The 25044-nt window shown below is 65.6% G+C and carries 22 protein-coding genes; 12 read left to right on the top strand and 10 right to left on the bottom strand.

Going from position 1 to position 25044, the window contains the following annotated elements:
• The first annotated feature begins 252 nt into the window (after window positions 1-252).
• Window positions 253-600 carry a hypothetical protein gene (locus ACNFH5_RS11165; protein WP_416745948.1) on the top strand — a complete coding sequence of 116 codons (348 nt, stop codon included), beginning with the start codon at window positions 253-255 and terminating at the stop codon, window positions 598-600.
• A 58-nt stretch (window positions 601-658) separates the two neighbouring features.
• On the opposite strand, the gene ACNFH5_RS11160 is transcribed toward ACNFH5_RS11165, so the two are convergent.
• From ACNFH5_RS11160 to ACNFH5_RS11150, 3 genes are all read right to left on the bottom strand, one after another.
• The gene (locus tag ACNFH5_RS11160; protein ID WP_416745946.1) at window positions 659-1636 is read right to left on the bottom strand and encodes a sigma 54-interacting transcriptional regulator; all 978 of its coding nucleotides are present in this window, start codon (window positions 1634-1636) and stop codon (window positions 659-661) included.
• 19 nt (window positions 1637-1655) lie between these two features.
• Window positions 1656-2846: a trans-sulfuration enzyme family protein gene (locus ACNFH5_RS11155; protein WP_416745944.1), complete on the bottom strand. Its 1191-nt coding sequence runs from the start codon at window positions 2844-2846 to the stop codon at window positions 1656-1658.
• Window positions 2847-2964: 118 nt separating this feature from the next.
• Window positions 2965-3744 (bottom strand): MetQ/NlpA family ABC transporter substrate-binding protein, encoded by a 780-nt coding sequence (locus ACNFH5_RS11150; RefSeq protein ID WP_192436257.1) that lies wholly within the window; start codon window positions 3742-3744, stop codon window positions 2965-2967.
• Between the two features lie 475 nt (window positions 3745-4219).
• Here ACNFH5_RS11150 and ACNFH5_RS11145 point away from each other — a divergent pair, with 475 nt between their 5' ends.
• From ACNFH5_RS11145 to ACNFH5_RS11135, 3 genes are read left to right on the top strand one after another with little or no spacing between them, the layout of a single operon-like run.
• Window positions 4220-5659, top strand: coding sequence for a cytochrome ubiquinol oxidase subunit I (locus ACNFH5_RS11145; RefSeq protein WP_416745941.1), 1440 nt, complete (start codon window positions 4220-4222; stop codon window positions 5657-5659).
• Between the two features lie 2 nt (window positions 5660-5661).
• Window positions 5662-6669: a cytochrome d ubiquinol oxidase subunit II gene (gene cydB / locus ACNFH5_RS11140; RefSeq protein ID WP_416745940.1), complete on the top strand. Its 1008-nt coding sequence runs from the start codon at window positions 5662-5664 to the stop codon at window positions 6667-6669.
• A gap of 11 nt (window positions 6670-6680) precedes the next feature.
• Window positions 6681-6830: a DUF2474 domain-containing protein gene (locus ACNFH5_RS11135; RefSeq protein WP_037007166.1), complete on the top strand. Its 150-nt coding sequence runs from the start codon at window positions 6681-6683 to the stop codon at window positions 6828-6830.
• A 204-nt stretch (window positions 6831-7034) separates the two neighbouring features.
• On the opposite strand, the gene ACNFH5_RS11130 is transcribed toward ACNFH5_RS11135, so the two are convergent.
• Window positions 7035-8246 (bottom strand): MFS transporter, encoded by a 1212-nt coding sequence (locus ACNFH5_RS11130; protein ID WP_416745937.1) that lies wholly within the window; start codon window positions 8244-8246, stop codon window positions 7035-7037.
• Window positions 8247-8567: 321 nt separating this feature from the next.
• Between ACNFH5_RS11130 and ACNFH5_RS11125 the strand changes: the two genes are divergently transcribed.
• The 5 genes from ACNFH5_RS11125 to ACNFH5_RS11105 are packed head-to-tail and all read left to right on the top strand — an operon-like array spanning window position 8568 to window position 14683.
• Complete coding sequence (locus ACNFH5_RS11125) at window positions 8568-11399, top strand: xanthine dehydrogenase family protein molybdopterin-binding subunit (RefSeq protein WP_416745935.1); 2832 nt, start codon at window positions 8568-8570, stop codon at window positions 11397-11399.
• A complete protein-coding gene (locus ACNFH5_RS11120) occupies window positions 11392-11931 on the top strand; it encodes a (2Fe-2S)-binding protein (protein ID WP_024764769.1) in 540 nt (179 codons plus the stop codon). Before ACNFH5_RS11125 ends, ACNFH5_RS11120 begins: the two co-directional genes overlap by 8 nt.
• A 2-nt stretch (window positions 11932-11933) precedes the next feature.
• A complete protein-coding gene (locus ACNFH5_RS11115) occupies window positions 11934-13145 on the top strand; it encodes a c-type cytochrome (RefSeq protein WP_416745933.1) in 1212 nt (403 codons plus the stop codon).
• A 3-nt stretch (window positions 13146-13148) separates the two neighbouring features.
• Window positions 13149-14120, top strand: a complete 972-nt coding sequence (locus ACNFH5_RS11110) for an XdhC family protein (protein WP_416745931.1) — start codon at window positions 13149-13151, stop codon at window positions 14118-14120.
• On the top strand, window positions 14117-14683 hold the full coding sequence (locus tag ACNFH5_RS11105; protein ID WP_416745929.1) for a nucleotidyltransferase family protein: 567 nt from the start codon (window positions 14117-14119) through the stop codon (window positions 14681-14683). The genes ACNFH5_RS11110 and ACNFH5_RS11105 overlap by 4 nt, the downstream gene beginning before the upstream one ends.
• A gap of 39 nt (window positions 14684-14722) precedes the next feature.
• On the opposite strand, the gene ACNFH5_RS11100 is transcribed toward ACNFH5_RS11105, so the two are convergent.
• From ACNFH5_RS11100 to ACNFH5_RS11090, 3 genes are all read right to left on the bottom strand, one after another.
• Window positions 14723-15364 (bottom strand): oxidoreductase, encoded by a 642-nt coding sequence (locus tag ACNFH5_RS11100; protein ID WP_416745927.1) that lies wholly within the window; start codon window positions 15362-15364, stop codon window positions 14723-14725.
• A gap of 30 nt (window positions 15365-15394) precedes the next feature.
• Complete coding sequence (locus ACNFH5_RS11095) at window positions 15395-17125, bottom strand: C13 family peptidase (protein WP_416745925.1); 1731 nt, start codon at window positions 17123-17125, stop codon at window positions 15395-15397.
• Between the two features lie 92 nt (window positions 17126-17217).
• Entirely contained in the window at window positions 17218-17673 is a 456-nt protein-coding gene (locus ACNFH5_RS11090) for a MaoC family dehydratase (RefSeq protein ID WP_045217066.1), read from the bottom strand.
• A 168-nt stretch (window positions 17674-17841) separates the two neighbouring features.
• Between ACNFH5_RS11090 and ACNFH5_RS11085 the strand changes: the two genes are divergently transcribed.
• The 3 genes from ACNFH5_RS11085 to ACNFH5_RS11075 all read left to right on the top strand — a co-directional run bounded on the left by ACNFH5_RS11085 (window position 17842) and on the right by ACNFH5_RS11075 (window position 19668).
• The gene (locus ACNFH5_RS11085) at window positions 17842-18204 is read left to right on the top strand and encodes a CidA/LrgA family protein (protein ID WP_416745922.1); all 363 of its coding nucleotides are present in this window, start codon (window positions 17842-17844) and stop codon (window positions 18202-18204) included.
• Entirely contained in the window at window positions 18204-18917 is a 714-nt protein-coding gene (locus ACNFH5_RS11080) for an LrgB family protein (protein WP_416745920.1), read from the top strand. The genes ACNFH5_RS11085 and ACNFH5_RS11080 overlap by 1 nt, the downstream gene beginning before the upstream one ends.
• A 160-nt stretch (window positions 18918-19077) precedes the next feature.
• Window positions 19078-19668 carry an LON peptidase substrate-binding domain-containing protein gene (locus ACNFH5_RS11075; RefSeq protein WP_416745918.1) on the top strand — a complete coding sequence of 197 codons (591 nt, stop codon included), beginning with the start codon at window positions 19078-19080 and terminating at the stop codon, window positions 19666-19668.
• Between the two features lie 245 nt (window positions 19669-19913).
• On the opposite strand, the gene prpF is transcribed toward ACNFH5_RS11075, so the two are convergent.
• From prpF to prpC, 3 genes are all read right to left on the bottom strand, one after another.
• Complete coding sequence (prpF, locus tag ACNFH5_RS11070; RefSeq protein ID WP_416745916.1) at window positions 19914-21101, bottom strand: 2-methylaconitate cis-trans isomerase PrpF; 1188 nt, start codon at window positions 21099-21101, stop codon at window positions 19914-19916.
• Between the two features lie 134 nt (window positions 21102-21235).
• Window positions 21236-23845, bottom strand: a complete 2610-nt coding sequence (gene acnD / locus ACNFH5_RS11065) for a Fe/S-dependent 2-methylisocitrate dehydratase AcnD (protein ID WP_416746443.1) — start codon at window positions 23843-23845, stop codon at window positions 21236-21238.
• 29 nt (window positions 23846-23874) lie between these two features.
• Window positions 23875-25035: a bifunctional 2-methylcitrate synthase/citrate synthase gene (gene prpC / locus ACNFH5_RS11060; RefSeq protein WP_416745914.1), complete on the bottom strand. Its 1161-nt coding sequence runs from the start codon at window positions 25033-25035 to the stop codon at window positions 23875-23877.
• Window positions 25036-25044: the final 9 nt, after the last annotated feature.

Here is a 25044-nt window from a genome sequence, read left to right as displayed (position 1 = left end):
GCGACCATTCGTCGCCAAAGGTGAAGCGTTTCAGCGCCGGCTCTGGCTTTGAAGCGATAAACGGCTGTTACCGGCAAGAAACAGTTTTTCCCTTAGCACAGTTCCCGCACTAGAGCGTATCCGAGCCTGGAAATTTGAACGGGTGTGCAATATTTCGTGAAAAACTTGTGAAACGGCTATGGCGATTGACTTGCCGATTCCGTTAGTCTCCCCCGGCAGGACAAAAAACCACCAATTAGGGAGCATCACGAGATGGACTTCAAACGTACCGCCGTTCGTACCGCAATTGCCGCTGCATTCTTCGCTTCGCTCGCCGGCTGCCAGACCATGACCACCAACCAGGCCATCGTTCCGCTGCAAGCCGCTACCGCCCAGATGATTGGTCTGGCTTCTTCCGACGAGCTGGTCGTCAGCGACGTCAAAGCCGGTCAGCCGGACGCCCTGGGTGGCCAGGAACTCTCCTACGTCGCCACCACTACCAAAGGCCGCGTGTTCAACTGCACCTCGCGCATGATGCCGGGCCTGCTGACCGATCCGGCCAAGCTGACCAACCCGTCTTGCACTCCGGTGGTCGCTCACTCGAACACCGCTACCAAGTAAGACTGCTCTGTCGCCCGTGCGCGGCCCTTCGGGTCGCGCTGGCGACTACGGCGCGGCATCAGCCGCGCTCGTGCTCCAGGCGTTGCAGCAGCGCACGCAACTGCGCCTCGACGCCGGGCTGGCGAACCAGGCGCTCAAGCGTCTCATCGCTAATGTCCGTTTCGCCGCCTGATCCCGCCAGGAGGCCTGGCCCGGTCGCGCTCGCAGACCCGGCTACACCCCCTGAAAAGTTCAGGTGCTCCGGGCGAATCTCCTCGCCCGGGCTGACCAGCAGGGCGAAGTGGATGACGTTTTCCAGCTCGCGGATATTGCCCGGCCACGAATAGCCCTCCAGCGCACGCTGCGTATCCGTGGCGATCTGCGGCACCGGCAGTTCCAGGCGTTGCGCATGCACGCCGAGGAAGTACTCGGCCAGCGGCTGGATATCGCCGATGCGTTCACGCAGCGGCGGCAGCGTGAGGTTGCCGTCGTGCAGGTATTGCTGCAGCCCTTCGAGGAATTTCCCCGCTTTCACCGCCTGCCCCAGATCGATGCTGGTGGCGGCGACCAGTCGCACATCCACCGGCACCGGTTCGCGTGCGCCGACGCGCAGTACCTCGCGCTCCTGTAGCACGCGCAGCAGCTTCTGCTGCAGCGACAGCGGCAGGTCGGCGATCTCGTCCAGGTACAGGGTGCCGCCATTGGCCGAGCCGAACCAGCCTGCACGGCTGCCCACCGGGCCGTTGTGCGCGCCGGGTGCGTAGCCGAACAGCTCGGCATCGGCATAGTTGCGGCTCAGCGCGCTGCAACTGACCGCGACGAACAGGCCGGGGCGTTCACTGGCGCGGTGGATGTGGCGGGCCAGCAGCTCCTTGCCGGTACCGGTCTCGCCGTGGATCAGCACCGGCTGCGGCAACGGCGCCAGGCGCTCCACCTCGTCACGCACTTCATGGGAGCGCGGGTCGAAGAACACCAGCGCCTTGGCGCGGATGCTCAGCGGGCTCTTGTCGGCGTCGGGGAAGGTCAGCAGCGGTAGCGGCGCGTGGGGTGCGTTCATGGGGAATCTCCTTCTGCTCTTACAGCGCGTCCAGCGCCTGCAGGAAGTCGCGGACGATGTCCTCGCTGTCCTCGATGCCCACCGAGACACGGATGGTGCCATCGTGGATGTCCAGCGCGGTCAGGGCCTCGGCGGACAGCGCGCGGTGCGAGGTCTTGCCGGGGTGGGTGATGCTGCTGGCGACGCCCGCCAGCGACGGCGCGAAGGCGGCCAATTGCAGCTCGCCGATCAGCGTGTCGACCTGATCGAGGCCACCCTTCAGGGTGAAGCTCAACATGCCCGAATGCCCCTTGCGGAACAGCCGCTGCGCCAGCTCGTGGTCCGGGTGCGAGGGCAGACCGGGGTAGAACACGCGGGCCACCTGCGGATGCGCTTCGAGGGCTTCGGCCAGCGCCTGGGCGTTCTGCGAATGCGCGCGCATGCGCAGGGCCAGGGTCTTGGCGCCGCGGAAATTCAGCCAGCTCTCGAAGGGGCTGGCGCTGCCACCGGCATTGATCTGGAAGCGCCGCGCAGCGGCGATCCACCGTGCATCACCGACCAGCGCGCCACCCATGGCATCGCTGTGGCCATTGAGGTACTTGGTGGTGCTGTGGATCACCAGGTCGGCGCCATCGCGTAGCGGCTGGTAGAGCACCGGCGAGAGGAAGGTGTTGTCCACCAGCAGCTTGAGGTCGTGGCGATGGGCGAGGTCAGCCAGCGCCGGAATGTTGCTGACGCGCACCAGCGGATTGGAGGCGGTCTCGGTGTAGATCAGCCGGGTGGTCGGGGTGATCGCCGCTTCCACCGCTGCCAGGTCGTTGAGGTCGAGCAGGGTGGAGGCGATGCCGAAGCGCGTCAGTTCCTTCTCGATCAGGCTCTGGGTGGTGCCGTACAGCTCGCGACTGGCGATCAGGTGATCACCGGCACCCAGCACGCCCAGCAGCGCGGCGGAGATGGCTGCCATGCCGGAGGCGGAGAACAGCGCGTCCTCGCCGCCTTCCAGTTCGCGCAGCAACTCTTCCACGGCGCTGTGGTTGGGGTTGCCGATGCGCGTGTACATGTAGTTGTCGGGGTTGCCGGCGAGGAAGTCGTCGACCTGCTCCAGGGAGTCGTAGACGAACACCGAACTCTGGTAGATCGGCAGGCTCTTGGCGCGGGTGACCATGCGCCGGTCGACATCGTGGCCGGCATGGACGGCGCGGGTGGAGGGGCCTTTGGCGTGGTCGCTCATGGCAAGTCCTTGGGAAAGAAAAACGCCGGTGGAACCTGCCCACCGGCGTCAAAGCGGGTGCGCCGAAAGCGCGCCCAGCGTGGGAGTCGTTGCGCCCGGCGCTCGGCCGGGCGACGGATCAGAAGGCCGGCACCACGGCGCCGTTGTACTTCTTCTCGATGAAGGCTTTGACTTCTGGGCTGGTCAGGGCGGCGGAGAGTTTCTTCAGCGCATCGCTGTCCTTGTTGTCCGGGCGCGCCACCAGGTAGTTCACGTAGGGCGAGTTGCGGTCTTCGAGGATCAGTGCGTCCTTCACCGGGTTGAGCTTGGCTTCCAGCGCGTAGTTGGTGTTGATCAGGTCCAGGTCGACCTGGTCCAGCACGCGCGGCAGCAGTGCCGATTCCAGTTCCTTGAACTTCAGGTGCTTGGGGTTCTCGGCGATGTCTTTCGGGGTGGCCAGGGCGTTGCTCGGGTCCTTGAGCTTGATCACACCGGCCTTCTGCAGCAGGAGCAGGGCGCGGCCGCTGTTGCTGCCTTCGTTGGGGATGGCGACGGTGGCGCCGTCAGGCAGCTGGTCGATGGACTTGTACTTCTTCGAGTAGCCGCCGAAGGGCTCGACGTGCACGCCGGTCACGGTGACCAGGTTGGTGCCCTTGCCGGAGTTGAAGTTGTCCAGGTACGGCTTGGTCTGGAAGTAGTTGGCGTCCAGGCGCTTCTCGGCGACCTGCACATTGGGCTGCACGTAGTCGGTGAAGACCTTGATCTCCAGGTCCACGCCTTCCTTGGCCAGGGTCGGCTTGATCAGCTCGAGGATCTCGGCATGGGGGATCGGGGTGGCGGCAACGACAAGCTTCTCGTTGGCGAAGGCGGAGGTGGTGAAGGCAGCGGCGAGGGCGGTCAGAAGCAGCAGCTTTTTCATTGCGATGTCCTTGTGGGGCAGATGACCGCTGGCGTCCGGGCCGGCCGGGATGGGGCCTTCGTACGGGCGGTGGATTCTTTTTCCGCGGCTCACTCGGCAGCGGTTGCAGCGAAAGTTACCCGCCTTTTTTATTCCAATAAAATATTAATTTTTCATTTTCATATTCGATTTTGTTCATATGAAAGGGCAGGTCGTGCCCTGAGACAAGCTGTCGCGCGACACGCCGTCGCGCGGCAACCCACCACTCCAGGCCAGGCCCCCGGGGCGCGTAAGATCGGTGCAGTTTCTTGAGCGGCGTCAATGCAGATGGTGGTCCATTCTGATTGAGCGGCTAAAAGAACCCGAACCGACGTCAGATCGGTGGCTCGAAACTGAGTCAGAAAAGTCAGATATCACGCAAGAACGCCCTGCGCATGCGCAAGGTACGGTGCCCGGCCCTTCCGTGGGGTTGGCGTCAGCCTGAAGAGGAATCGTCATGTTCGGATTAGAGGCGCTCGACCTGGCCCGGATCCAGTTCGCCTTTACCGTGTCCTTCCACATCATCTTCCCCGCCATCACCATTGGTCTCGCCAGTTACCTGGCCGTGCTCGAAGGTCTGTGGCTGAAGACCAACGAGGAGGTCTACCGCGACCTCTATCACTTCTGGTCAAAGATATTCGCCGTCAATTTCGGCATGGGCGTGGTCTCCGGCCTCGTCATGGCCTATCAGTTCGGCACCAACTGGAGCGCCTTCTCGGCCTTCGCCGGCAGTATCACCGGCCCGTTGCTGACCTATGAGGTACTGACTGCCTTCTTCCTTGAAGCCGGCTTCCTCGGCGTCATGCTCTTCGGCTGGCACCGCGTCGGCCCGGGCCTGCACTTCTTCGCCACGGTGATGGTGGCCATCGGCACGCTGATCTCCACCTTCTGGATCCTCGCGTCCAACAGCTGGATGCAGACTCCGCAGGGCCACGAGATCGTCAATGGCGTCGTGGTGCCGGTGGACTGGCTGGCGATCATCTTCAACCCGTCCTTCCCCTATCGCCTGCTGCACATGGCGATCGCCTCGTTCGTTGCCACCGCCTTCTTCGTTGGCGCCTCGGCGGCCTGGCACCTGCTGCGTGGCCGCGACAACGCGGCGATTCGCAAGATGCTCTCGATGGCCATGTGGATGGCGCTGATCGTCGCGCCGATCCAGGCCATGGTGGGTGATGCCCATGGCTTGAATACCCTCAAGCACCAGCCGGCGAAGATCGCCGCGATGGAGGGCCACTGGGACAACAGCGAGGGCGGCCCGACTCCGTTGATCCTGTTCGGCTGGCCGGACATGGAGCGTGAGGAAACCCGCTTCAAGATCGAGATCCCGGTGCTCGGCAGCCTGATCCTGAATCACAGCACCACGGAACCGATCCCGGCACTGAAGGACTTCCCGAAAGCTGACAGGCCCAATTCCACCGTGGTCTTCTGGTCGTTCCGCATCATGGCCGGCCTGGGCATGCTGATGATCTTCGTCGGCCTGTGGAGTGCCTGGCTGCGCTGGCGCAAGCGCCTGTTCGAGAGCCGCGCCTTCCTCCATCTGGTGTTGTGGATGGGACCGTCCGGCCTGATCGCGATCCTCGCCGGCTGGTTCACCACCGAAATCGGCCGCCAGCCCTGGGTCGTCTACGGCCTGATGCGTACCGCCGATGCGGTGTCCAACCACAGCGTGACGCAGATGAGCATCACCCTGGTGATGTTCGTGGTGGTGTACTTCTCGCTGTTCGGCGTGGGCATCGGCTACATGATGCGCCTGGTACGCAAGGGCCCGATCACCCATGAAGGGCGTGAAACCAGCCAGGGTGGCGCCGGTCAGCAGCGCACAGCGGCGCGGCCGCTGTCGGCTACCGCCGAGGGCCTCGACGACGATGAAACCGACAGTCCGGCAGGGAGGAACTGAGCATGGGCATCGACCTTCCGCTGATCTGGGCGATCATCATCATCTTCGGCGTGATGATGTATGTGGTGATGGACGGCTTCGACCTGGGGATCGGCATGCTCTATCCGTTCTGCCAGGACGAGGGCGACCGTGACGTGATGATGAACACCGTGGCGCCGGTCTGGGACGGCAACGAGACCTGGCTGGTGCTGGGCGGCGCGGCGTTGTTCGGTGCCTTCCCGGTGGCTTATTCCGCCGTGCTCTCGGCGCTTTACCTGCCGCTGATGCTGATGCTCGTCGGGCTGATCTTCCGTGGCGTAGCTTTCGAGTTCCGCTTCAAGGCGCGGGCCAACAAGCGGCACCTGTGGGACAAGTCGTTCATCGTCGGCTCGCTGGTGGCGACCTTCTTCCAGGGTGTGGCGTTGGGTGCGTTCATCGAGGGCATCCCGGTGGAAAACCGCGCCTTCGCCGGCGGCGCGCTGGACTGGCTGGCGCCGTTCCCGCTGTTCTGCGGCGTCGGCCTGGTGGTGGCTTACACACTGCTGGGCTGCACCTGGCTGATCATGAAAACCGAGGGCAAGCTGCAGCAGCGCATGCACGACCTGGCGCGTCCGCTGGCGCTGGTACTGCTGGCGGTGATCGGCATCGTCAGCCTGTGGACGCCGCTGGCCCACGAGGAAATCGCCCAGCGCTGGTTCAGCCTGCCGAACCTGTTCTGGTTCCTGCCGGTGCCACTGCTGGTGCTGCTGACCTTCTACGGCCTGCTGCGCTCGGTGGCGCGTAATGACCACGTGAAGCCGTTCCTGCTCACCCTGGCGCTGATCTTCCTCGGCTACAGCGGGCTGGGCATCAGCCTGTGGCCGAACATCATCCCGCCGTCGATGTCGATCTGGGACGCCGCGGCGCCGCCACAGAGCCTGGGCTTCATGCTGGTGGGCGCACTGTTCATCATCCCCTTCATCCTCGTCTACACCGCGTGGAGCTATTACGTGTTCCGCGGCAAGGTGAAGCACGGCGACGGCTACCACTAGAGGTGCGGACCATGACCCATGAGGAGCAGGAAAAGGCGCCGCTGCGCAAGCGGCTGGGCTGGCTGGTGCTGATCTGGGCGCTGAGCGTGGCCGGCCTGGGCGTCGCGGCATGGCTGATGCGCCTGTTCATGAGCGCGGCGGGGCTGGGCACGCCGCACTAGCCGCACGGTAAACGATCCCATCCGGGCGCTGTTCGCAGCGTCCGTTCCCACATCCCTCGCTGGTGCTTCCAGCGGGGGATTTTTTTGCCTGGGCATGCAGGGGAGAGCTTTTTGTAGGAGCGAGCATGCTCGCGAACCTGCCTGACGCCGAAGTTTCCGGTGACCTCGTTCGCGAGCAAGCTCGCTCCTACAGAAACGGCGAACTCAGTGCAGCTTGTCGCGCTTGGCCAGGGTGGGGAACAGCTTCATCCACACACCAGTCACGACCAACGTGCCGACACCGCCGAGCACCACCGCCGGCACGGTGCCGAGCCAGTGGGCGGTGACGCCGGATTCGAACTCGCCCAGCTGGTTCGAGGCGCCGATGAACAGGCCGTTCACCGCGCTGACCCGGCCGCGCATCTCGTCCGGGGTTTCCAGCTGCACGAAGGCGCCGCGGATCACCATGCTGATCATGTCCGCCGCACCCAGTACCACCAGCACCGCCAGGGAGAACCAGAAGGACGTCGACAGGCCGAAGGCGATGGTGGTGACGCCGAACACGCCCACGGCAGTGAACATGATCCGCCCGACATTGCGCTCGATGGGGAAGCGCGCCAGCCAGAACGACATCAGCAGCGCGCCCACTGCCGGGGCTGAGCGCAGCAGGCCCAGGCCCCAGGGGCCAGTGAGCAGGATGTCCTTGGCGAACACCGGCAGCAGCGCAGTGGCACCGCCCAGCAGCACGGCGAACAGGTCCAGCGAGATGGCGCCGAAGATGTCCGGACGGCTACGGATGAAGCGGATGCCGGCCAGCAGCGATTCCAGCGTGGCCTTGCCTTGCGCAGCCGGCGCCTGGCGCGAGGGCAGGGTGAGCACCAGGATGCAGGCAATGAAATACAGCACCGCGGTGGGCGTGTAGACCCAGAAGGCGCCGAAGGCATAGAGGAAGCCGCCGAAGGCCGGCGCCGCGATGGTCGCCGCCTGCATCGCCGAGGCGGAGGCCGCCACGGCACGGGGGAATAGCGCGGTAGGCACGATGTTCGGCAGCAGCGCCTGGGTGGTCGGCATCTCGAAGGCCCGCGCGGTACCGAGCAGGAAGGCCATCACGAAGATCATCTCGCGGGTCACGTTGTCGGTACTGGCGCCCACCACCAGCGCGACGGCGATCAGGCCCTGGGCGACTTGGCACAGCGAGGCGATGCGCCGGCGGTCGTAGCGGTCGGCGACGTGGCCGGTGTGCAGCATGAACAGCACGCGCGGGGTGAATTCCACCAAACCCACCAGGCCGAGGTCGAGCACGTTGTGGGTCAGCTCGTAGATATGCCAGCCGATGGCCACGGTAATCATCTGGAAGGCGCTGGCGGTGCAGACACGGGCCAGCCAGAAGGCGAGGAAGGGGCGGTGACGCAGCAGGGACGTGGCTTCGGCGGTCATGAAAGGGACTTTGTTAGGAGGCTAAGCAAGGGCTGGGCAGCGTAGCACGGTGTAACACTTTTCCGCTTGTCGCCAGTGGATTCCGCAATTGGCGAATAGTCGCGACCCGTCGACTAAAATTTGCGCTGGCGCGACAAGCTGCCCGATTGACTTTGCTTCGCACTATTGAGGTGCGTTAAAGTTGACAGAAGAGTCAGGTTTTCCTGCAGGATCTTTCCTCCGGCGCCATCCCCGAGACGCCCGCGATTCCGCGGCCTCCGAACTCTCTCCAGCACCGAAAAAAACCACATGGGCGGGCCTCCACCGTCCAGAGGATGAACCATGTCCAACCGTGATATTTCCCGGCGCGCCTTCCTGCAAGGCGGGCTGATTGCCGGTGTCAGCGTGACCATGGCGCCGCTTGGCAGCCGGGCCTTCGCTGCCCTGATGGAAAACTCCGTCACCGTCTCCCCCCAGCAGTGGATGGGCCATGACGGCAAGGCGCGTTTCCGTAACGACGCGCTGTCCAAGGTCTGCGGCAACAAGGTGTTCGCCCGCGACATCCGCTCCAAGGACATGCCCGGCTGGCCGCAGCAGCAGGGCCACGCCATGCTGCTCAAGACCATCAAGGCCGACCGCATCTTCGACGGCATCGACCTCGCCTGGCTGGGCGCCGAGCTGCAGCCCGATCGTATCGTCACCGCCGAGGACCTGGACAAGGACGGCATCGTCTTCCCCGAAGCCCACGCCCCGGACCCGCTGCTGCCGCGCGGCAAGGTGCCGATGTTCATCGGCCACCCGGTGGCCATCCTGATCTGGAACGACTTCGAGCGCTTCCGTCAGGCCAAGCTGAAGATGAAGTTCAACGACAAGGCGATCCGCTATGGCGCGCAGGCGCCGCTGTACCAGGGCGATCCCTACGGCAGCTTCCGCTACGTGCGCGTCGGCGGCGCGACTTCGGCCGATCCGGACGAGTTCTCCAGCCTCAAGGACTCGATCCTGTTCCCGATGATCCGCGAGCGCAAACCGGTGTGGAACCAGCAGCCCAACCAGCACGGCGACCTCACCGAGCAGGGCCTGTTCTACGCGCAGAAGATCAAGGAGCAGATCGAAAACCCGCCGGAGAACTGGCTGGTCTTCGACGAGCGCTACAAGACTCCGTCCATCGAGCCGGCCGCCCTGGAGCCGGACAACGGCAACGGCTGGTACGACCCGGCAAGCAAGACCCTGCACTTCGTGGTCGCCACCCAGTGCCCGTTCGAAGCGGCCTACGAGACGGCGCACATGATCGCCCCGTCGCGCTTCGGCCTGGCCAAGCTGAACATGCACCCCGGCTACACCGTGGGTTACGGTTCCAAGGACCACAACATCTTCGTCTACTACGCGGCCCTGGCTGCGCTGTACGGCAACGGTGTACCGGTGCGCCTGGCCAATGACCGCTACGAGCAGTTCCAGAGCGGCATCAAGCGCCACCCGTTCGACATCCGTTACCAACTGGCGGTGGACAAGAAGGACATGACCTTCAAGATCTTCCGCACCGAGATGAGCGTGGACGGCGGCGGCCGCATCAACTACAGCCCGTCCGTGGCTGCCGTGGGCGCCACCGCCGCGCAGTCGATCTACTACATGCCGCAGAATGACCTGCAGGTGACGGCCTACCATTCCCGCGCCGTCGAGGCCGGTTCCATGCGTGGCTACGGCACCCTGCAGAGCATGGCCGCCACCGAGATGATGGTGGACGAGATCGCCGGTCGCCTGGGCGTCGACGCCATCGAGCTGCGCCGCGTCAACGCGCTGAAATCGGGCATGAAGAACACCCAGGGCGCGATCCCCGCTGGCGCGCTGCGCCTGCACGAGATCCTCGACAAGGCCGCCGCCCACGAGTGGTGGAAGACCCGCGACGCGCGCAAGAAAGAGATGGACGCCAAGGACCCGGACCACTGGTACGGCGTTGGCTTCGCCATCTGCCAGAAGGACTTCGGCACTGGCTCCGAAGCGCCGATGGCGAGCATCGAATTCGATGCCACCGGCAAGGTGCATATGCGCCATATCGGCATCGAGATCGGCACCGGCATGTCCACTTCCCAGGCACTGGTGGTGGCCGACTTCCTCGGCAAGCCGGCGGATGAAATGAAGACCGCCGAAACCGAGTGGCCGGAACTTCAGCTGCTCAGCGGCGAAGACCCCTACACCATGAGCCAGCCGACCCAGGACGAGAAGCTGCGCAACCCGCGCTGGGTCGGCAAGTACGCCTCGGCGTCGTCGGCGACCAACTCGGCCTACTACTTCAGCCACGCCACCCGTGAAGCGGCCCGTGTGCTGTTCAACCACGGCCTGTGGCCGGCGGCCCTGGAAATCTGGCGCCGTGGTCCGTTCAACGGTGCGGCCAACCCGCTGGTGGTGCGCCGCGAAGACGCCCACTGGGTGGACGGCAAGCTGACCGCCAATGGCCTGCAGCCGCTGTCGTTCGCCGAGCTGGCGCAGGTCGCTCACGAAAAAGGCCTGGTCACCGGTGCCACCGTCCACGGCTTCAACCGCTGGAGCTGGGCGGAGTGCGACTACGTCATCGACGGCGTGCGCGATCGCCTGCCGCTGGACGCCCTGGCCGTGAAATACGGAGAGGGCGCGCCGGGCGTGAAGAAGGCGCAGATGAACAGCGCCGGCTTCCACCTGCTGGATCGCCAGAACGTGGCCTATCCGCCGGTGCAACTGAACAACGCCGCCGTGACCTACTACAGCCCGGTAGCGACCATCGTCGAGCTGAAGGTGAACAAGGGCAACGGTGAAGTCAGCGTGCTCAACCACCACAGCTGGATCGAGTGCGGCCGCGTGCTGGTGCCGGAACTGGTGAAAGGCCAGATCGAGGGCGGCACCGCGATGGGCATCGGCCATGCTCTGCTGGAAGACATGCCGCTGTACGAGGGTGGCCCGGGGGAGGGCGACTGGAACTTCAACCGCTACCGTCTCCCGAAGGCGAAAGACGTGGCCGTCTGGCAGCAGAGCTCGGAAATCCTTCCGCCACTCTCGCCCAGCGACCCGTCCAAGGGCATCGCCGAAGTGGTGATGATCCCGGTGGTCGGCGCCATCAGCAACGCCGTGGCCCACGCCATCGGCAAGCGCGTCCGCGACCTGCCCATCACCCCCGCTCGCATCAAGGAGGCCCTCAATGGCTAACCGTCCGCTCAACCTGACCCTCAATGGTCAAACCGTCGGTCCGGTCGAGGTTCCCGAGGACCTGCCGATGATCGACTACCTGCACGAATACCAGAACCTCACCGGCTCGCGCCTGGGCTGCGGCCAGGGCATCTGCCATGCCTGCGTGGTGATCGTCGACAACCCCGACGGCACCAGCGAGGAAGTGCGCACCTGCATCACCGGCGCGCACTACTTCGAAGGCAAGAAGGTGCGCACCATCGAGGGCCACGCCAAGCGTGAGGAAGACGGTTCGGTGAAGGAACTGAACCCGATCCAGCAGAAGTTCGTCGACCGCTTCGCCTTCCAGTGCAGCTACTGCGCACCGGGCTTCGTCAACGCCGCCACCGTGCTGGTGGAAAAGGCCCAGCGCCAGCCGCTGAAGAAGAGCGAACTGGAATCGACCATCGAGGCGAGCCTCGGCCACCACATCTGTCGCTGCACCGGGTACGTGCGTTACTACGACGCCACCCGCGAAGTGCTGACCGATCTCGGCCTGGTCAAGGAGGGTTGAGCATGCAGCGCATTCTTTCCGGCCTCGCGCTGGCTGTCGGCCTTGGTCTAGCGCTCAGCGCACATGCCGCTGACCAGGACCTGATCAAGCGCGGCGAGTACGTTTCCCGCGCCGCCGACTGCATGGCCTGCCACACCGCCGAGGGCGGCGCGCCGTTCGCCGGTGGCCTGCCGATCCACTCGCCGTTCGGCACCATCTACGGCAGCAACATCACCCCAGACAAGGACTTCGGCATCGGCAACTACAGCGCCGACGAGTTCTTCGCCGCCCTCACGCAGGGCAAGCGCAAGGACGGCGCCAATCTCTACCCGGCCATGCCCTACACCTCGTACCACCTCATCAAGCGCGAGGACAGCGATGCCCTTTATGCCTACCTGATGAGCCAGACGCCGGTGCACCGCGCAGCTCCCGAAACCAGCCTGAGCTTCCCGTTCAACGTGCGCCTGGGCCTGACCGGCTGGAACATGCTCTACGGCAAGAGCGTCCAGCTGGAAAGCACCGAGGGCAAGAGCGAGCCTTACAAGCGCGGCCAGTACCTGGTGGAAGTGCTCGGCCACTGCGGCGAGTGCCACACCCCGCGCAACCAGATCGGTGCCCTGGAGCAGGACAAGCGCCTCACCGGCGGCCTGCTCAACGGCTACAGCGCGCCGAGCCTGCTGGCCCAGGACCTGGCTGAGCGCGGCTGGACCACCGCTGACCTCACCGGCTTCCTCAAGCACGGCATGAGCCCGCAGGGCAGCATGTTCAACGAGATGTTCCCGGTGATGCACCTGAGCACCCAGCACCTGGGTGACGAGGACCTGGCTGCCATGTCCACCTACCTGCTCGGCGAGCAGCCGCCGCAGGCCAAGGTCGTGCAGGCGGTGGCCGAGGACAAGCTCAGCGACAGCGCCAAGCGCGGCCGCCAGCAGTACCTCAACGTCTGCGCCGGCTGCCACGGCAACGACGGCGAGGGCAAGCCGCACATCGCCGTGGCGATGCAGGGCAACACCACCCTGCGCCTGGCCGATTCGCGCAACCTGGCCAAGGTCATCGTCGAAGGCATCCGCGAGCAGCAGTTCACCGGTTTCGAGCGCATGCAGCCGATGCCGGGCTTTGCCGACAAGCTCAGTGACGAGCAACTCACGGATCTGATCAACTACCTGCGTCAGGCCTGGGGTGGTCTGCCGGGCGATCTGGGCGTACAACAGGTTGCTCAGCTGAAGTCGGAGTGATTCGTGCAGCATCTCGATCTGCAAGTGGTCCGCCAGGCGCTCCAGTGGTCCTCCGCTGGCCAGCGCGTATGGCTGTGCAGCGTGCTTTTCACCTATGGCTCGGCGCCCCGCGCGCCGGGCTCGCTGCTGGCGGTCAACGCCAGCGGCCAGTGGGTGGGCTCGTTGTCCGGCGGTTGCGTCGAGGATGACTTCCTCGAACGCGTTGCCGCGGGCGAGTTCAGCGAGCCGGTAGTTGTCGTGCGCTACGGCGATGGCAGCGACACACGCTCGAATATTCGCCTGCCCTGCGGTGGCATCCTTGATGTGCTGGTGGAAAACCTCGCGCCCGATTGCGATGTGCAGGCCCACCTGCGCGAACTGGAATCGGCGCTGCTCGGCCAGCGCCGCCTGCTGCGCGAAGTGAACCTGCAGGACGGCAGCCGCCGCCTGAGCGACGACCACGAGCACGGCCCACGGGTCGAGCGCGACGAGGCCCACGCGCGTCTGCGCGTCGGCGCTGCGCAGCGCTTGCTGCTGGCGGGCTACTCCAGCGTTGCGCATTTCTGCGCGGAGTTCGGCAAGGGCCTGGGCTTCGAGGTGATTCTCTGTGATCCCCGCGAAGAGGCGCTGGACGGCGTGGTGCTGGACGGCATCGAAATCCGTCGCGAACTGCCGTCGATCTTCATCGCCAACGGCGGCTGCCACGCGGACACCGCCGTGGTCGCCCTGACCCACGATCCGAAAATCGACGATCTGGCGATGCTCGAAGCCGTACGCACCGAAGCCTTCTACATCGGCGTGATGGGCTCGCGCACCACCTCCGACAAGCGCCGCGAACGCCTGCACCGCATTGGTGGCCTGAACGAGGCGGACCTGGCGCGCGTGCATGCGCCCATCGGCCTCAACCTGGGCAGCAAGACCCCCGCGGAAATCGCCCTCGCCGTACTTGCCGACATCCTGCGCACCCGCAGCGGCATCGCCCGCGAGGCACTGTGACGGTCGTGGCGCTGGTGCTGGCCGCCGGCCAGGGCTCGCGCTTCGGCGCGGACAAGCGCCGCGCGACCCTGCCAGACGGGCGCAGCCTGCTGGCCCATAGTGTCGAGCGTGCGCTGGCGGTGTTCGATGAAGTGCGGGTGGTACTGCGCGATGGCGAGCGGGCAGAGGATTTCGGTCTGCCGCCTGGCTGCCACGTTATCCACAGCCCGGATGCGGCGTTGGGCATGGGTCACAGCCTGGCTGCCGGTGCGGCCTCGCTGCAGGGTTCCGACGCCAAGGCCGTCGCCATCCTGCTCGGCGACATGCCCTGGATTGCCCCCGCAACACTGCGTGTGCTGGCCGATGCCGCCGGCGCCTCGACCATTCTGTTCCCGATTCACGATGGCCAGCGCGGCCATCCGGTGCTATTCGGCCGCGAGTTCTGGCCGGCGCTGACGCAGCTGAGCGGCGACGAAGGCGCGCGCACGGTGGTGCAGGCGCAGCGTGATCGCTGCATTACCCTGGACGTTGCCGACGCCGGCGTGCTGCGTGACGTGGATACGCCGGCGGGGCTGCTCTGGTAAGAGCGGATTCATCCGCTATCCGCGTCGCTCAGCGGACGGTCACTTGCCCAGTTTGCGCAACTCGTCCGATTCGACGACGCGGGTGCCCTTGCCGGTTTCCAATGCCAGGCGCCAGAGCGCGCGGGCCAGGGCGATGGCTTCGATGCCGTGCAGCTTGCCCGGCAGGATGCGCGAGAAGGGCGCGGCGAGCAGTTCGGCGAGGCGGACTTCCTCACGCTGGCCCAGCAGCAGCGACGGCCGGGCGATGGTCAATTGCTGCCAGCCTTGCTGGCGCAGGGCATCCTCAAGCTCGCCCTTCACCCGGCTGTAGAAGATCGATGATTTGCTGTCGGCGCCCAGCGCGCTGACCACGATGTAGTGCCGTGCGCCCAGGGCCAGGCCGCGCTCGCCCAGGGCCAGCGGCAGGTCGTAGTCGACACTGCGAAAAGCCTCCTCGGAGCCGGCCTCCTTGAGCGTAGTGCCCAGGCAGCAGAACACCGTGTCCACCGGCTGGACCAGGTGCGGGATGAGCTCGGCCAGCGGGCCGATGGGGTTTTCCAGGCGTGGATGCTCCGCCAGCTTCCTTCGGGCCGGAGCGATGACGCGCTTGACCGTGGGCTCGTTGAGCATGCGGTCGAGCAGATGCTCACCGGTCAGGCCGGTGGCGCCAGCTAGCAGGATATTCGTCGGTTTCGAGTACATCTGTGTTTCCCCTCTGACACACTTTCCAGCTTAGTTGGCGCCCTGTCGTTTTGCCTGCGCGTCGCCATTCCCGAGCGCCAGCTCCGCGTGCGACTGCTGCGCGCGCAGGGCCTGCCAGCGAGTAATGACCGCCTCCGGCGCCCAGAGTTGCGGCTCCGATGGCTCGAACTCCTCTTCCTTCTCGCGCTTGGCGACCGTGTCGCTGGCCAGCTTGAAAGCCTGCTTCAGGTCGTCGGTCTGCTGGAAGGCCTTGGCGAACAGTGCATCGCCGAAGTAGGTGAAGTCCGCCTCCTCGGAACAGCCGAAGGACACCCGGTCGCTGCGTGCGGCGGTCATGATCAGGGTCTTGTCATCCTTGAGCGCGGGGATGAAGCCGCCGCTGTAGCAGGCGGAGATCACCAGCACCTTGGTGCGGTCCTTGAGCGGGGCGAGCAGGCTGGCCAGTTCGCTGGCCGGCAGGTCGTCGAGCTTCAGGCCTGGCATGTCCAGCACCAACTGGTGGTCGTGGGAGCCGTGGCTGGTCAGGTAGATGAACACCAGGTCTTCCGGGCCGCTGCGCTCGGCGATGGTGCGCAGGGTGCGGGCGAGGGTTTCGCGGGTGGCCATGGGGCGGTCGGCGAGGTGGTCGCGGTGGTTCACCAGGCGCACCACACCGCGCGCGCCGAAGCGCTCGGCGAGCAGGTTGGCGACATAGTCGGCTTCGCGCAGGAACACGCTCTGCTTGCCATCGCCGCCCAGGCTGACGCCGTAGAGTTCGATCCCCGGGGTGGACTGCGGGATGGCCGCCAGCGTCTTCTCCAGCATCGCCCCCTGTTCCAGCAGGCCTACTTCCAGTGGATTGGGCAGCAGTTTGCCGGCGGCGTCCTGGCGTAGCTGGCCAGCGCTCCAGATGCCCTTCTGCACGCTGCCGTCGTGGCGGGTGAGAGTACCTTCGCCCGAGTATTCCCCGCGGGCGAAGCCGCCGCTGTAGGTCTGGCCGTCAGACTTGCTCAGCGTGCCCTTGCCATCGAAGCGCCAGAAGCGGAAGTCGCCTTTGTAGCGGCTGCCATCGGCGCCAATGAACTCGCCCGGCCCGCTCAGCGCGCCGGCCTTGAAGCGACCGAACCAGACGTCGCCGTCAGCGTTCTGGAAGCGTCCGGTGCCGTCGAACTGGTCATTGCGGAATTCGCCGCTGTACTGGTCCCCCGCGTCATCGCGGAAGATGCCCTTGCCCTCGAGCACGCCATTCTTGAACGTGCCGCTGTATTGGTTGCCGAGGCTGTCCCGGCGGGCGCCCTCGCCGTTGGCCTCGCCCTTGGCGAAGGCCCCCTGGTGGCGGGTGCCATCGGCCTGCTCGAGGCTGCCCAGGCCCTCGTAGCGGCCCTTGCGGAAGCCGCCGCTGTAGGTAGTGCCGCCCTGGGAAAGACGGCCTTCGCCGTCGAATTCGCCGCGCTTGAACTGGCCCTCGTACACGCTGCCGTCGGCGTACTGCAGGCGGCCGCGTCCTTCGAACAGACCGTCGCGGAACTCGCCTTCATAGCGCGTGCCGTTGCCGTCGCTCCATTTGCCCTGGCCGCTCTGCAGGCCCTTGTCGAAGCCGCCCTCGTACCAGGCGCCGTTGCTGTAATCCAGTCGCCCGGGGCCCTGCAGTTGGCCGTTCACCACCTCGCCGCGGTAGCGCGCGCCGTCAGGCAGGCGGGCGTCCGGGGGCGTCAACGGTTCGCCTTCGCCACAGGCGGCGAGCAGCAGGGCGAGGCTCAAGGGCAGGAGGTGGCGTGGCATTGGACTCTCGAATCGGCGGTGGGGCGCAGAGTGAGTGTGACGTAAAAAAGCCCGCGGACGCGGGCTTTTTTCTCAGCGCTGAGGCAGAGCCGTCAGACGAAGCACAGGCTCAGGGATTCGGCGATGTAGGCCGGTTTGGGCAGGCCCTCGATCTCCAGGGTGCAACGCGCCTTGATCAGCCACTGGCCGGGGTTCTTCTCGGTGATGTCGGTGATGGTCACCTGCAGGCGCACGCGCGAATCCACCGGTACCGGCTGAATGAAGCGCACGCTGTCCAGGCCGTAGTTGACCACCATCTTGGGGTTCTCCGGCAGGACCAGCAGGCCCTCGCAGAGTTTGGGGATCAGCGACAGCGACAGGAAGCCGTGGGCGATGGTGCCGCCGAAGGGCGTCTTCTTCGCCTTCTCCGGGTCGACGTGGATGAACTGGTGGTCCTCGGTGCACTCGGCGAACTGGTTGATGCGCTGTTGATCGACGGTGATCCACTGCGAATGGCCCAGGTCCTTGCCGATGTAGTCCTTCAGTGCGCTTACGGGTACGAATGCCATGTTTCCTCCGGGGATATCGTTGTTCTTCTAGTACGGCCTACGTGAAATCCGCCTGTAGATCAGCATGGCGCCCTGGAGCGGTCAAGCATTCATGCTTTGGGCGAATGCCGCGCCATAGCGGGCGCCGGGCGGGCATAATGTCGGCATATTGCGCTGGAGATGTTTCTGATGTTGCTACGCGGCCTGACCTGGCTGGTGCTGTTCCAACTGCTCGGCACGGGCCTGAATGCTCTCATCCTGCACATGATTCCCGGCCCCATCATTGGGCTGGTGCTGCTGTTCGCCTTCCTGGTGTGGAACGGTGAGGTGAGCAAGCCGGTGAACGAGGCCGCCGCCTCGCTGCTGCGCTACCTGCCGTTGCTGCTGGTGCCGGCAGCGGTCGGGGTGATGGCCTATGCGAAGCAGATCGCTGCGGACTTCTGGGCAATCGCCGGGGCGCTGGCGCTGTCGCTGCTGGTGTCCTTCGTGTTCGCCGGCTGGCTGATGCAGAAGCTCATCGACCGCCAGCGCAGGCAGAAGGAGGGCGCGTGATGTTCGACTGGCAAGGCGCGCTGGACTCCGTCATCCACCATCCGCTGTTCTGCGTCGGCGTCACCCTGGGTGCCTATCAGTTGGCGCTGGCCGCCTACGAGCGCACCCGCTGGGTGTTCCTGCAGCCGGTGCTGGTGTCGATGCTGATCGTCATCGCGGTGCTGCTGGTGTGCGGCATCGACTACGCCGAATACAGCAACAGCGCCAAGGTACTGACCATCCTTCTCGGCCCCGCCACCGTCGCGCTGGCGGTGCCGCTGTTTCTCAACCTCAAGCGGATCCGCCAGCTGTTCTGGCCGACGCTGATCACGCTGGTGGTGGCCGGGTTCTTCGCCACGGCCCTGGGAATTGGCCTGGGTTGGCTGTTCGGCGTCGATCACGAGATTCTCATGAGCCTGGCGCCCAAGTCGGTGACCTCGCCGATTGCCATGCTGGTGGCAAGCCAGGTTGGCGGCGTCGCCGCGCTGGCGGCAGTGTTCGTGCTGATCACCGGCGTGCTCGGCGCCATCCTCGGCCCGGAACTGTTGCGCCGCTTCGGTGTACATCACCCGGCCGCGCAAGGTATGGCGCTGGGCATGACCGCCCACGCGGTGGGCACTTCCCGCGCCCTGCAGGAGGGCGAGGAATGCGGCGCCTTCGCCGCCCTGGCGATGAGCCTGATGGGCGTGGCCACCGCTGTGCTGCTACCGTTGGCGGTAGCACTGATCGCCTGACCGCCTGTTGACGATCTGCTGCGCGTCGACCGTAGGGCGTTGGCAAACGCCCTCAGATGCTCATTTACAGCAGTAAACTCCGCTCTTCGGGCGCTTGCCGCCTACTACGGCTCTAGCTCGCACGATCGTAAACAGGCTCTGATCGAAAATGGGAGTACCCATGAGTTTTCCGCTCTTCCCCCTCAATACCGTGCTGTTCCCCGGTTGCCGTCTCGACCTGCAGATCTTCGAGGCGCGCTACCTGGACATGATCGGCCGCTGCATGAAGCAGAACGGCGGGTTCGGCGTGGTGGCCATCGTCGAGGGTGAGGAAGTCGGCGATGCGCCGGAGCGCTACAGCCTGGTCGGCTGCGAAGCGTACATCCGTGACTGGCAGCAGCGGCCCAACGGTCTGCTGGGCATTCGTGTCGAGGGCGGGCGGCGCTTCCGCGTGCTCTCCGCCAATGTGCAACCGGATCAACTGACCGTGGCTGAGGTGGAGTGGCTGGACGAACAGCCCGACCAGCCGCTGACCAAGGAACACGACGACCTGGCGGCTCTGCTGGAGGCGCTGTCCATGCACCCGATGGTTTCCGCATTGGAAATGGGCGGTGAGGTCAACGGCCAGCAGGCGCTGGCCTGCCAGCTCGCCTACCTGCTGCCATTCGAGCGCGACCAGAAGCAGGTGCTGCTGGAGATGGACGACCCGACCGTGCGCCTGGCGCGCATCCAGGTGCTGCTGGAGCAGCTCCAGGGCGACTTCGTCGCCTGACGCAGCGGCTTTTTGTAGGAGCGAGCTTGCTCGCGAACCCGCCCAGCTTTGTCACCGCCGGTTGACTCTGTTCGCGAGCAAGCTCGCTCCTACAGGGATTGCCTTTCGGTGCGGCGGGAGCGGACTCCGTCCACGATTGGCCCCGCCGCTGCGCGAAACTATCGCGGATGAAGCCGCTCCTGCGTGATCGGAAACGACAAGGCCCGCATCCGCGGGCCTTGTGTTTTGACGGCGTCAGCGAAGGATCAGAACGAATCGCCCGGCACCCGTACCCAGCCTTCCATGAGGATGCGTGAGCTGCGGCTCATGATGGCCTTGGTCACGGTCCATTCGCCGTTCACCTGCTTGGCCTCGGCGCCCACGCGCAGGGTGCCGGAGGGGTGGCCGAAGCGCACGGCGCTGCGTTCGCCACCGCCGGCGGCGAGGTTCACCAGGGTGCCGGGGATGGCGGCGGCGGTGCCGATGGCCACGGCGGCGGTGCCCATCATGGCGTGGTGCAGCTTGCCCATGGACAGCGCGCGCACCAGCAGGTCGATGTCGCCGGCCTGCACCTGTTTGCCGCTGGAAGTGACGTAGTCCTTGGCCGGCGCGACGAAGGCGATCTTCGGCGTGTGCTGGCGGGTCGCGGCCTCTTCCGGGGTCTTGATCAGGCCCATGCGCAGGGCGCCGGCGATGCGGAACTTCTCGAAGCGCGCCAGTTGCTCCGGGTCGCCATTGATCGCGTCGCGCAGCTCGGCGCCGGTGTAGCCGATGTCCTGGGCGTTGACGAAGATGGTCGGGATGCCGGCGGTGATCATGGTCGCCTTGAAGGTGCCAATGCCGGGGACTTCCAGATCGTCCACCAGGTTGCCGGTGGGGAACATCGAGCCGCCATCTTCGCCATCGTCGGACGGGTCGAGGAACTCCAGCACGATCTCGGCGGCGGGGAAGGTCACGCCGTCCAGTTCGAAGTCACCGGTTTCCTGCACCTGGCCGTTGGTGATCGGCACGTGGGCGATGATGGTCTTCTGGATGTTCGCCTGCCAGATGCGCACCACGCAGGTGCCGTTGTCCGGAATGCGCGAGGGATCGACCAGGCCGGCGTGGATGGCGAAGGAGCCGGCGGCGGTGGAGAGGTTGCCGCAGTTGCCGCTCCAGTCGACGAAGGCCTTGTCGATGGAAATCTGCCCGTAGAGGTAGTCGACGTCGTGCTCGGGCTGGGTGCTTTTCGACAGGATCACGCACTTGCTGGTGCTGGAGGTTGCGCCGCCCATGCCGTCGATGTGCGCGCTGTACGGATCGGGGCTGCCGATCACGCGCATGAACAGCTGGTCACGAGCCGCGCCGGGCACCTGGCAGCGCTCGGGCAGGTCCTGCAGGCGGAAGAACACGCCCTTGCTGGTGCCGCCGCGGATGTAGGTGGCGGGGATCTTCACTTGGGGTACGTGGGGCATGGGGTACGTTCCTGAGTGCTGTTTGTAGGAGCGAGCTTGCTCGCGAACCCATCCCCGCTGCGAGGCTGTTCGCGAGCAAGCTCGCTCCTACAGGATTAGTGCCGACCCGCCATGCAGGCGGGCCGGCTGTTACATCACGCTACCGCGCCTTCCAGGAAGTCCTTGGCGAAGCGCTGCAGCACGCCACCGGCCTTGTACACCTTCACTTCGGCGGCGGTGTCGAGGCGGCAGGTGACCGGGACTTCGACCACGTCACCGTTGCGGCGATTGACCAACAGGGTCAGGTCGCAGCGCGGCGAGACGTCGCCCTTGATGTCGTAGGTCTCGGTGCCGTCCAGGCCCAGGGTGAGGCGGGTGGTGCCTGGCTTGAACTCCACCGGCAGTACGCCCATGCCCACCAGGTTGGTGCGGTGGATGCGCTCGAAGCCTTCGGCGACGATCACTTCCACGCCTGCCAGGCGAACGCCCTTGGCCGCCCAGTCGCGGGACGAGCCCTGGCCGTAGTCGGCGCCGGCGACGATGATCAGGTTCTGCTTGCGGTTCATGTAGGTTTCGATGGCTTCCCACATGCGCATGACCTTGCCTTCGGGTTCCACGCGAGCCAGCGAACCCTTCTTCACCTCGCCGTTGACCACGGCCATTTCGTTGACCAGCTGCGGGTTGGCGAACGTGGCGCGCTGGGCGGTCAGGTGGTCGCCGCGGTGGGTGGCGTAGGAGTTGAAGTCCTCCTCCGGCAGGCCCATTTTCGCCAGGTATTCGCCGGCCGCGCTGTCCAGCAGGATGGCGTTGGACGGCGACAGGTGATCGGTGGTGATGTTGTCCGGCAGGATCGCCAGCGGGAGCATGCCCTTGAGCGTGCGCTCGCCAGCGAGGGCACCTTCCCAGTACGGCGGACGACGGATGTAGGTGGACATCGGGCGCCAGTCGTACAGCGGGCTTTCCGCTTCCTGCACGCTGCCCAGGTCGAACATCGGGATGTAGACCTGCTTGAACTGCTCGGGCTTGACGCTGGCGGCGACGATGGCGTCGATCTCTTCGTCCGACGGCCAGAGGTCCTTCAGGGTGACCGGGTTGCCTTGACTGTCGGTGCCCAGCGGGTCCTGCTCGATGTCGAAGCGCACGGTGCCGGCGATGGCATAGGCGACCACCAGCGGCGGCGAGGCGAGGAAGGCCTGCTTGGCGTAGGGGTGGATACGGCCGTCGAAGTTGCGGTTGCCCGAGAGTACGGCGGTGGCGTACAGGTCGCGGTCGATGATCTCTTTCTGGATCACCGGGTCCAGCGCGCCGGACATGCCGTTACAGGTAGTGCAGGCGTAGGCGACGATGCCGAAGCCGAGCTTCTCCAGCTCCGGCAGCAGGCCGGCTTCTTCCAGGTACAGCTTGGCGACTTTCGATCCGGGCGCGAACGAGGTCTTCACCCACGGCTTGCGGATCATGCCCAGCGCGTTGGCCTTCTTCGCCACCAGGCCGGCGGCGATGACGTTGCGCGGGTTGGAGGTGTTGGTGCAGCTGGTGATGGCGGCGATGATCACCGCGCCATCGGGCATCAGTCCTTCGGCTTCTTCGACGCGGCCGGACTCCAGCTTGGCTTCGTCGGCGATGCCGCGCTCAGCCAGTGCCGAGGTCGGCAGGCGGCGGTGCGGGTTGGACGGGCCAGCCATGTTGCGGACCACGCTGCCCAGGTCGAAGCTCAGTACACGCTCGTACTCGGCGGTCTTGAGCGCATCGCTCCACAGGCCGAGGGTTTTGGCGTAGTTCTCCACCAGTTCCACCTGCTCGGGCTCGCGGCCGGTGAGCTTGAGGTAGTCGATGGTCTGGCCGTCGATGTAGAACATCGAGGCGGTGGCGCCGTATTCCGGGCACATGTTGGAGATGGTCGCGCGGTCGCCGATGGACAGGCTGTCCGCACCCTCGCCGAAGAACTCGACGTAGGCGCCGACCACGCGTTCCTTGCGCAGGAACTCGGTGATCGCCAGGACGATGTCGGTGGCAGTGATACCCGGTTTGCGCTTGCCGGTCAGCTCGACGCCGACAATGTCGGGCAGGCGCATCATCGACGGGTGGCCGAGCATCACGGTCTCGGCCTCGAGGCCGCCGACGCCGATGGCGATCACGCCCAGGGCGTCCACGTGCGGGGTGTGCGAGTCGGTTCCGACGCAGGTGTCGGGGAACGCGATGCCGCCGCGCGCCTGGATCACCGGGCTCATTTTCTCCAGGTTGATCTGGTGCATGATGCCGTTGCCGGCCGGGATCACATCGACGTTCTTGAACGCGGTCTTGGTCCAGTCGATGAAGTGGAAGCGATCCTCGTTGCGGCGATCTTCGATGGCGCGGTTCTTCTCGAAGGCGTCCGGGTCGAAGCCCGGCGCTTCCACGGCCAGCGAGTGGTCGACGATCAGCTGGGTCGGCACCACCGGGTTGACCTTGGACGGGTCGCCGCCTTTCTCGGCGATGGCGTCACGCAGGCCGGCGAGGTCGACCAGCGCGGTCTGGCCGAGGATGTCGTGGCAGACCACGCGCGCCGGGTACCAGGGGAAGTCGAGGTCGCGCTTGCGGTAGACCAGTTGCTCCAGCGAAGCGGTCAGGTCCGCCGGCTCGCAGCGGCGCACCAGCTGTTCGGCCAGCACGCGGGAGGTGTAGGGGAGCTTGTCCCAGGCGCCGGCCTGGATCGCTTCGACTGCCTCGCGGGCGTCGAAGTAATCCAGCGCGGTGCCGGGCAGGCGCTTGCGGTATTGGCTGTTCACGGAAGTAGTCATTTTGTTATCCAGGAAGGCTATTTGCGGTCCTTGAGCGGCACGAACTTCAGGTCTTCAGGGCCTGTGTAGTTGGCGCTCGGGCGGATGATCTTGCCGTCGATGCGTTGTTCGATGACGTGGGCGGACCAGCCGGCGGTGCGGGCGATGACGAACAGCGGGGTGAACATCGCGGTGGGCACGCCCATCATGTGGTAGCTCACGGCGCTGAACCAATCGAGGTTGGGGAACATCTTCTTGATGTCCCACATGATGGTTTCCAGGCGCTCGGCGATGTCATACATCTTGGTGTTGGACTGCTCGTTCGACAGCTGGTGGGCGACTTCCTTGATGACCTTGTTGCGCGGGTCGGACACGGTGTAGACCGGGTGGCCGAAGCCGATCACCACTTCCTTGCGTTCAACGCGGGCACGGATGTCGGCCTCGGCTTCGTCCGGATTGTCGTAGCGCTTCTGAATCTCGAAGGCCACCTCGTTGGCGCCGCCGTGTTTCGGGCCGCGCAGCGCGCCGATGGCGCCGGCGATGCAGGAGTAGATGTCCGATCCGGTGCCGGCGATCACGCGGGAGGTGAAGGTCGAGGCGTTGAACTCGTGCTCGGCGTACAGGTTCAGCGAGGTATGCATGGCGCGCACCCAGGACTCGCGCGGCTTCTGACCGTGCAGCAGGTGCAGGAAGTGGCCGCCGATGGAGTCGTCGTCGGTCTCGACGTCGATGCGCTTGCCGTTGTGGCTGAAGTGGTACCAGTAGAGCAGCGCGGAACCCAGGGAGGCCATCAGCTTGTCGGCGATGTCACGGGCGCCCGGGTGGTTGTGGTCGTCCTTCTCCGGCGACAGGCAGCCGAGCACGGACACGGCGGTGCGCATCACGTCCATCGGGTGGGCCGACGGCGGCAGGGTTTCCAGGGCGGCCTTGACGCCGGCCGGCAGGCCGCGCAGGGCTTTCAGCTTGGCCTTGTAGCCGGCCAGCTCGGCGACGTTGGGCAGCTTGCCGTGCACCAGCAGGTGGGCGATTTCCTCGAATTCGCAGCGGTTGGCGAAGTCCAGGACGTCATAGCCACGGTAGTGCAGGTCGTTGCCGGTACGGCCGACGGTGCACAGGGCGGTGTTGCCAGCGGCGGTGCCACTCAGGGCCACGGACTTCTTGGGTTTGAAGGCGGTGGTGGTTTCTGCGGTAGCGCTCATCGCGTGTCT

Source organism: Pseudomonas sp. NY15435 (assembly GCF_048068295.1).
In the GTDB taxonomy this organism is placed as follows: domain Bacteria; phylum Pseudomonadota; class Gammaproteobacteria; order Pseudomonadales; family Pseudomonadaceae; genus Pseudomonas.
This window is presented reverse-complemented; position numbering and strand designations above follow the sequence as displayed.

Coding starts and splice junctions, on each gene's coding strand:
- ACNFH5_RS11165 (WP_416745948.1), top strand. CDS start 253: ATGGACTTCAAACGTACCGCCGTTCGTACCGCAATTGCCGCTGCATTC.
- ACNFH5_RS11160 (WP_416745946.1), bottom strand. CDS start 1,636: ATGAACGCACCCCACGCGCCGCTACCGCTGCTGACCTTCCCCGACGCC.
- ACNFH5_RS11155 (WP_416745944.1), bottom strand. CDS start 2,846: ATGAGCGACCACGCCAAAGGCCCCTCCACCCGCGCCGTCCATGCCGGC.
- ACNFH5_RS11150 (WP_192436257.1), bottom strand. CDS start 3,744: ATGAAAAAGCTGCTGCTTCTGACCGCCCTCGCCGCTGCCTTCACCACC.
- ACNFH5_RS11145 (WP_416745941.1), top strand. CDS start 4,220: ATGTTCGGATTAGAGGCGCTCGACCTGGCCCGGATCCAGTTCGCCTTT.
- cydB (WP_416745940.1), top strand. CDS start 5,662: ATGGGCATCGACCTTCCGCTGATCTGGGCGATCATCATCATCTTCGGC.
- ACNFH5_RS11135 (WP_037007166.1), top strand. CDS start 6,681: ATGACCCATGAGGAGCAGGAAAAGGCGCCGCTGCGCAAGCGGCTGGGC.
- ACNFH5_RS11130 (WP_416745937.1), bottom strand. CDS start 8,246: ATGACCGCCGAAGCCACGTCCCTGCTGCGTCACCGCCCCTTCCTCGCC.
- ACNFH5_RS11125 (WP_416745935.1), top strand. CDS start 8,568: ATGTCCAACCGTGATATTTCCCGGCGCGCCTTCCTGCAAGGCGGGCTG.
- ACNFH5_RS11120 (WP_024764769.1), top strand. CDS start 11,392: ATGGCTAACCGTCCGCTCAACCTGACCCTCAATGGTCAAACCGTCGGT.
- ACNFH5_RS11115 (WP_416745933.1), top strand. CDS start 11,934: ATGCAGCGCATTCTTTCCGGCCTCGCGCTGGCTGTCGGCCTTGGTCTA.
- ACNFH5_RS11100 (WP_416745927.1), bottom strand. CDS start 15,364: ATGTACTCGAAACCGACGAATATCCTGCTAGCTGGCGCCACCGGCCTG.
- ACNFH5_RS11095 (WP_416745925.1), bottom strand. CDS start 17,125: ATGCCACGCCACCTCCTGCCCTTGAGCCTCGCCCTGCTGCTCGCCGCC.
- ACNFH5_RS11090 (WP_045217066.1), bottom strand. CDS start 17,673: ATGGCATTCGTACCCGTAAGCGCACTGAAGGACTACATCGGCAAGGAC.
- ACNFH5_RS11085 (WP_416745922.1), top strand. CDS start 17,842: ATGTTGCTACGCGGCCTGACCTGGCTGGTGCTGTTCCAACTGCTCGGC.
- ACNFH5_RS11080 (WP_416745920.1), top strand. CDS start 18,204: ATGTTCGACTGGCAAGGCGCGCTGGACTCCGTCATCCACCATCCGCTG.
- ACNFH5_RS11075 (WP_416745918.1), top strand. CDS start 19,078: ATGAGTTTTCCGCTCTTCCCCCTCAATACCGTGCTGTTCCCCGGTTGC.
- prpF (WP_416745916.1), bottom strand. CDS start 21,101: ATGCCCCACGTACCCCAAGTGAAGATCCCCGCCACCTACATCCGCGGC.
- prpC (WP_416745914.1), bottom strand. CDS start 25,035: ATGAGCGCTACCGCAGAAACCACCACCGCCTTCAAACCCAAGAAGTCC.